This is a genomic window from Aeromonas sp. ZOR0001 (assembly GCF_000801015.1).
GTDB classification, from domain to species: Bacteria; Pseudomonadota; Gammaproteobacteria; order Enterobacterales; family Aeromonadaceae; genus Aeromonas; species Aeromonas veronii.
In genome coordinates this window covers 130,142-135,886 of record NZ_JRJY01000070.1, presented here as the reverse complement: position 1 = coordinate 135,886, position 5,745 = coordinate 130,142, and the positions used below count along the sequence as shown (strand labels likewise).

Here is a 5,745-nt window from a genome sequence, read left to right as displayed (position 1 = left end):
CGGCGGGCAGCGCCTCGCCGGAGCAGAATACCTGCCGCAGGGCGCGACAACGCGCAGGCTCGGCCTGAGTGACAAAAATCTGCAGCATGGAGGGAACAAAGTGCAAGGTGGTGATCCCGGCCTGCTCAATCAGCTCGGCAAGGTAGGCGGGATCCTTGTGGCCGCCCGGTTTGGCGAGCACCAGCCGCGCCCCGGTCATAAAGGGCCAGAAGAACTCCCAGATGGAGACATCGAAACCGGCCGGGGTCTTTTGCAGCACCCGATCCGCCGGGCCGATGGGATACATGTGCTGCATCCAGAGCAGCCGGTTGACGATGGCGCCATGGCTCACCACCACCCCTTTGGGCCGACCGGTCGAACCTGAGGTGTAGATGATGTAGGCCGCATCTTCCGGTTTGGGGGCTGGCAGATCACAAGGTGCTACCGCCGCCAGCTGCTCTGCCACACCGGGGGCATCGAGGCAGACAAGTGGCGCGGCCACGTCGAGCGGCATCTGAAGCGTATGACTGGTCAACACCAGCGCAGGATCACTGCTGGCGAGAATGTAGCCGATCCGCTCCGCCGGATAGTCCGGATCAACGGGCACGTAGACCGCTCCCACCGCCATGATGGCCTGCTGGGCGAGAATAAGCTCGGGAGAGCGCGGGATCACCACCGCCACCCGGCAACCGGGGCCCACGCCCCTTCCCGCCAGATAGCTGGCCAACTGACGGGTACGCTGGCGCAGCTCGGTCACACTCCAGCGCTCGGTACCACACTCCAGCGCGATGGCGCTCTGATCCGCCGCCGCCAGCCCCTCGGCCAGCAGTGCGCTCAGAGTGGTAATCGGCAACGGATGGTCGGTCTGGTTCCAGCGCGCCAGCTCAGCCTGCTCGCAAGGCAGCAGCAGCGGCAAGCGCACCGCCAGGGCCTCGTCATCCGCCTCACTCCAGGCCGCCAGATAGGCTACCAGCCGGGCCAGATGACGTTCGCTCTCCTGTTGGCTGAAGCGCCCCTGATGTGCTTCGAGGGTCAGGGTTATCGCGCCTGCCTCCTCGGCAAAAAAGAAGGCACACTCCTCCACCGGCCCCGCCGCCAGCACCTGCACCTCGCCACGAACCTGTTTGTGTCCTTCACCAAAGCTGAGGGTGCGGGCAAAGGGCATCAAATTGACCTGAGGGCCAAACAGCGGCTGGCCCGGCTGACGCTGCTGCAACCACTCCTGACGGCAGCCCTGATGGCGACGCAGGGCAGCAAATTGCCGCTCGACCTGTACCAGCAACTCCCCTACCCGGCTGGTGCCGCTCAGCTCGATGCGCAGGGGCACCACATTGACCTTCATGCAGGGGGTATCGGCCGCCTCTGAGCCCAGCCGCCCCATCAGCGGAATACCCAGCACCACCTCGCCAGCGCCGCTCATCCGCTGCACATAGCTGGCCACCGCCGCCAGCAGCAGACTGTAGGGGTGACAGGCCGAACGACTCGCCCGTGCCACCAATGCCTGCCACTGGCGGCCAGCCAGCCGCTGCTCAAGACGATATGTTAGGCCCGGCCCTTGCGCCGGACGGCGGGAGAGCAACGCAGGATTCTCCACCCCGGCCAGCTGCTGCACGAAGAAATCGCGATCCCGCGCGGCGCGCGGTGAGTCCTGATAGGCCGCCTCCTCGGCCAGCAACTCCTGCTGGGATGCATAGCGACAGGGGGCTGGCTGCTCACCGGCGCAGAGCGCCTCATACCAGCTCGCCACCCGCTGGCAGAGCAGGCTCAGGCCAAAGCCGTCGATGGCGATATGGTGCACGGCGATAAACCAGGCCCACAGCCCCTGGCCAAGGCGATAGAGGGTGGTGGCAAACAGCGGCCCCCCGGCCAGATTGAAGGGGACTGCCAACTGCGCACGCATCTCGGCCTGTGCGACGGCGAGTGGGTCGGCTTCACTGCGCAGATCCCGCTCTGCCAGCTGCCAGCAGGCGGGGTTGGCCACCATCTGCGGGCCATCGGCAGTAGCCACAAAGGCGCAGTGCAGACCGGGGATCTCGTCGATGGTCTGGCGCACCGCGCGGGTGAAGTGATGGGGTGCCAGCGCCCCCTCCAGCAGCCAGTACTCGCCGGTATTGCAGGCGGGGCTCTGCGGGTATTTTTGCTGGGCAAACCAGATGCCCGCCTGAGCGATGGTAAGTGGCCAGCACGGCTGCTCACCACGCTGGTGGGTGGCGCGCATCGCCATTGTCTGTTCCATGGGAATGTCCTTGCGCAAACATAGAGCGGGCAGTGACTTGCCCCTGCCCGCATGGCTGAAAAGCGAGGAGACCAGGCCTCCTCCATAAAGAGAGTGTCACGCCTGCCAGATCGGCAGCGTGCGGGCTAGACCCCCAGGGTGGCACCGCCATCGACCACCAGATCCTGCAGGGTGATATGGCTGGCGGCATCGGAGGCGAGAAACAGCACGCAGGCAGCCACCTCGTCGGGTGTTCCCAATTTGCCAAGGGGGATCCCCAGCTTGAACTGCCCGGGCAGGCCCGCGATGGTTCGCAGTTCCCCTTCGCGCTGTTCCCCCTCCTGCCACATGCCGTACAGCATCGGGGTACGGGTCGAGCCCGGTGACACCAGATTGCAGCGCACGCCGTAGGGAGCAAGTTCCAGCCCTGCCGTTTGGGTGAGACTGCTCAGCGCCGCCTTGGAGGCGCCATAGATGCCCATCCCCACTCGTGGCACCCGACCGGCATTGGAGGAGACATTGACGATGGCGCCCCTGCGCCGTCCCTGAAACCAGGGGGTCAGGGCCCGCATCAGATAGAAGGGGGCGAAAGTGTTGATGGCGAAGGTGCGCTGCAAGAGGGCGTCATCCACCTCATCGATCCTGCCGGTCGCCAGTACGCCAGCGACATTGACCAGCACATCGGGCCCCAGCCCCTCGTCCAGCAGCTGTTCGCAGCAGCGGGTCACGGCCTCACTGTTGCTCACATCGATTACCACTCCCTTCACGTTGCCGGGCAGCGCCTCGACCAGTTGCAGATCGAACGCCACCACACTGGCCCCTGCATCAGCAAAGGTGCGCGCCACCGCATGGCCAATTCCCTGTGCCGCACCGGTCACCCAGATGGTTCTGCCTTGCCACTCGCTCATGGGATGCACTCCGGTTCGCTGACGTGATCTTCGTTGACCTGATAAACCGTGGCCTGACTGACATTGGGTTGACTGACATTGTGCTGACGGGAGAGGAGCGCCCACCAGTGAGCCAGGGTCGGGTTACGAGCCAGCTCGGCCAGCTCCACCACCAGCCCCTGCTGACGCCACTCTTCCACCAGCCCCATCACCGCCAGCGAGTCGAGACCGTAGTCGAGCAGGTTGTCATCCTCGGTGGGCTGCTCCTGCTGCATCTCGGCGGGCAGCCGTGCCAACACCTGAGCACGTAGTGACTCGCGAGTCAGGGGGCGTTTGCTGGCCGCCATCACCTCGGCCGCGGTAATCACCCGACCTGCATTGCGGCTGACGTAGGAGAGCGCCAGCAGATGATCCTCGCGGGAGAAGTCGGCGATGGCATCTGCCACCAGGAAGGGGCGGATATCCCGCATAAAGGCATCGACCGCCGTCTGCATCACCCCGATATGGCCGTAGATGCCGCAGATCACCAGCTGATCCCGCCCCCATCCGGCCATCAGCTCCGCCAGCGGTGAACGGCAAAAAGCGCTGTAGCGCCACTTGGTCAGCACCGTATCCTGCGGCTCGGGGGCCAGCGCCGAAACAATCGGCTGACGCTCCGGCGCCCGGGTCAGCCCCGGCCCCCACATGTCGTTGAGCAGCGCCCGATCTGCCTGACTCTGCTCGGCGGGCTGGGCGGTATAGACTACCGGCATGCCAAGAGCACGCGCCTGACGGATCAGGGTGGCGATATGGTCGATGACCTGATTGATCAGCGAATTGCCCGGCCCGTAGAAATCGACAAAATAGTGCTGCATATCGTGAACCAGCAAGATGGCGCGGCCCGGTTCGAAGGGCCAGTTCACCCGCCCGGTTGGCAGCTCCTCGGCGGTGGGCAGTGGATAGGCGGCGAGGGATTGAATGGTCATGCACACTCCTTGGCGAGCTGCTCGCGCAGCGTCTGTTTGTCTATCTTGCCGACCGGGGTGTGGGGCAGTTGCTCCACCAGCACCAGGCGATCGGGCAGTTTGTAATCGGCCACCCCCTGCTCGCGCAGGAAACGGCGCAAGCGGGGCAGATTGAAGGGCTCGCGGCACATCAAAAAGGCGCAGCTGCGCTCCCCGAGCATGGGATCGGGCATGGCGACCAGTGCCGCCTGCCGCACCTCCGGGTGGGTCAGCAGCAGCTCTTCAATCTCGAGGGCGTCGATCTTCTCCCCGCCCCGGTTGATCTGATCCTTGTTGCGCCCCACCACCATCAGATGACCGCTGGGCAAGCGGCAGACCAGATCGCCGGTGCAGTAGAAACCGTCCCGGTCAAAAGCTCGCTGATTGTGGGCATCAGCCTTGAAGTAGCCGCGAAAGGTGTAGGGGCCACGCGTCCAGAGCTCGCCGCACTCGCCATCGGGCAAGGGGCGTCCGTCGCTATCCCGCACCTCGACCTCGTCGCCCGGGCTCATCGGGCGGCCCTGGGTATTGACGATGTGCCACTGGTCATCCTCGATGCGGGTGTAGTTGACCAGCCCCTCGGCCATGCCAAACACCTGCTGCAAGCGGCAACCAAGGCGGCTCGCTACCGCATCGGCATGAGCCGGGCTGAGGCGCGCGCCCCCCACCTGTACACACTCCAGGGAGGTCTGCGGATAGTGACTGGCCGCCTCCAGCCAGAGCGCCAGAGCCGGTGGCACCAGTGCCGCCCAGTTGACCTGATGGCGCTGCACCAGCGGCAGACAGGTTGCCGCAGAGGGATCCTTTGCCAGCACCACGCAGCCACCGCCATAAAACACCCCGAGTGCGCCGGGGGAGCTCAGGGGAAAGTTGTGGGGCGCTGGCAGAGCGCAGAGATAGATCACCCGCTCATCCCAACCGCACACCGCTACGCTCTGGCGCACGCTGTAGCCATAGTCATCGTGGGTACGGGGGATCAGTTTGGGGGTGCCGGTGCTGCCGCCGGAGAGCTGGAAAAAAGCGACTTGATCGGCCGGGGTAGGAGTTGGCGCGATGGCCGTCAGCGGCGAACCATCAGCACGGGCTATCGGGTCAGGCTGACACCATGCAAATCCCGACTGAAGATCGGAGCCTTCTGCCTGCTCGAACAGCAGTGTCTGGCAGGAAGGCGATACCCGCTCATCAAGGGCCGCCAGGCTCCCCGCTTCACCGGCAAAGCCGGGATGGGAGGGGCTGAGTACCAGCAAGGCGGGCTCAATCTGGCGGGCAAAGGCCACCAGCTCGCGCCGCTGATGGCTGTAGAGGGCATGCACCGCCACTACGCCGCAGCGGATCAGGGCGAACCAGCAGATATAGAACTCGGCGCAGTTGGGCAACTGCACCAGCGCGGTATCTCCGTGGCCCAGCCCGCGCGCGGCCAGCCGCGCCGCCAGTGCATCGACCTCACGCTTTAACTGGCCATAACTGAGGGTTCGCTCGCCGCAGATCAGGGCCGTGCGCTCGGGATAACGTGCGGCGGAGTCATCGAGCAGGGTGGTGAGCGGTTGTCCGCGCCACCACCCTTGTGCCCGGTAGTGTGCTGCCAGCTCGGCGGGCCAGGGGGTAAAGGGCACCAACGGCTTCATGGAGTTACCTCCGGCTCCCGGCTTTCGAGGCCGAAGGCGCGCAACATGGTGCCGAG

4 protein-coding genes are annotated in these 5,745 nt (G+C 65.3%); all 4 read right to left on the bottom strand.

Annotated features, from left to right (window positions below; genetic code table 11):
- The coding region (locus L972_RS20745) for an AMP-binding protein (RefSeq protein WP_047437719.1) at nucleotides 1-2,215 on the bottom strand (2,215 nt) is incomplete at its 3' end.
- A gap of 125 nt (nucleotides 2,216-2,340) precedes the next feature.
- Nucleotides 2,341-3,102: a 2,3-dihydro-2,3-dihydroxybenzoate dehydrogenase gene (gene dhbA, locus L972_RS08815; protein ID WP_047437605.1), complete on the bottom strand. Its 762-nt coding sequence runs from the start codon at nucleotides 3,100-3,102 to the stop codon at nucleotides 2,341-2,343.
- The gene (locus tag L972_RS08810) at nucleotides 3,099-4,046 is read right to left on the bottom strand and encodes an isochorismatase family protein (protein ID WP_047437603.1); all 948 of its coding nucleotides are present in this window, start codon (nucleotides 4,044-4,046) and stop codon (nucleotides 3,099-3,101) included. Before L972_RS08810 ends, dhbA begins: the two co-directional genes overlap by 4 nt.
- Nucleotides 4,043-5,689: a (2,3-dihydroxybenzoyl)adenylate synthase gene (locus L972_RS08805; protein WP_047437601.1), complete on the bottom strand. Its 1,647-nt coding sequence runs from the start codon at nucleotides 5,687-5,689 to the stop codon at nucleotides 4,043-4,045. The genes L972_RS08810 and L972_RS08805 overlap by 4 nt, the downstream gene beginning before the upstream one ends.
- Between the last annotated feature and the right edge of the window lie 56 nt (nucleotides 5,690-5,745).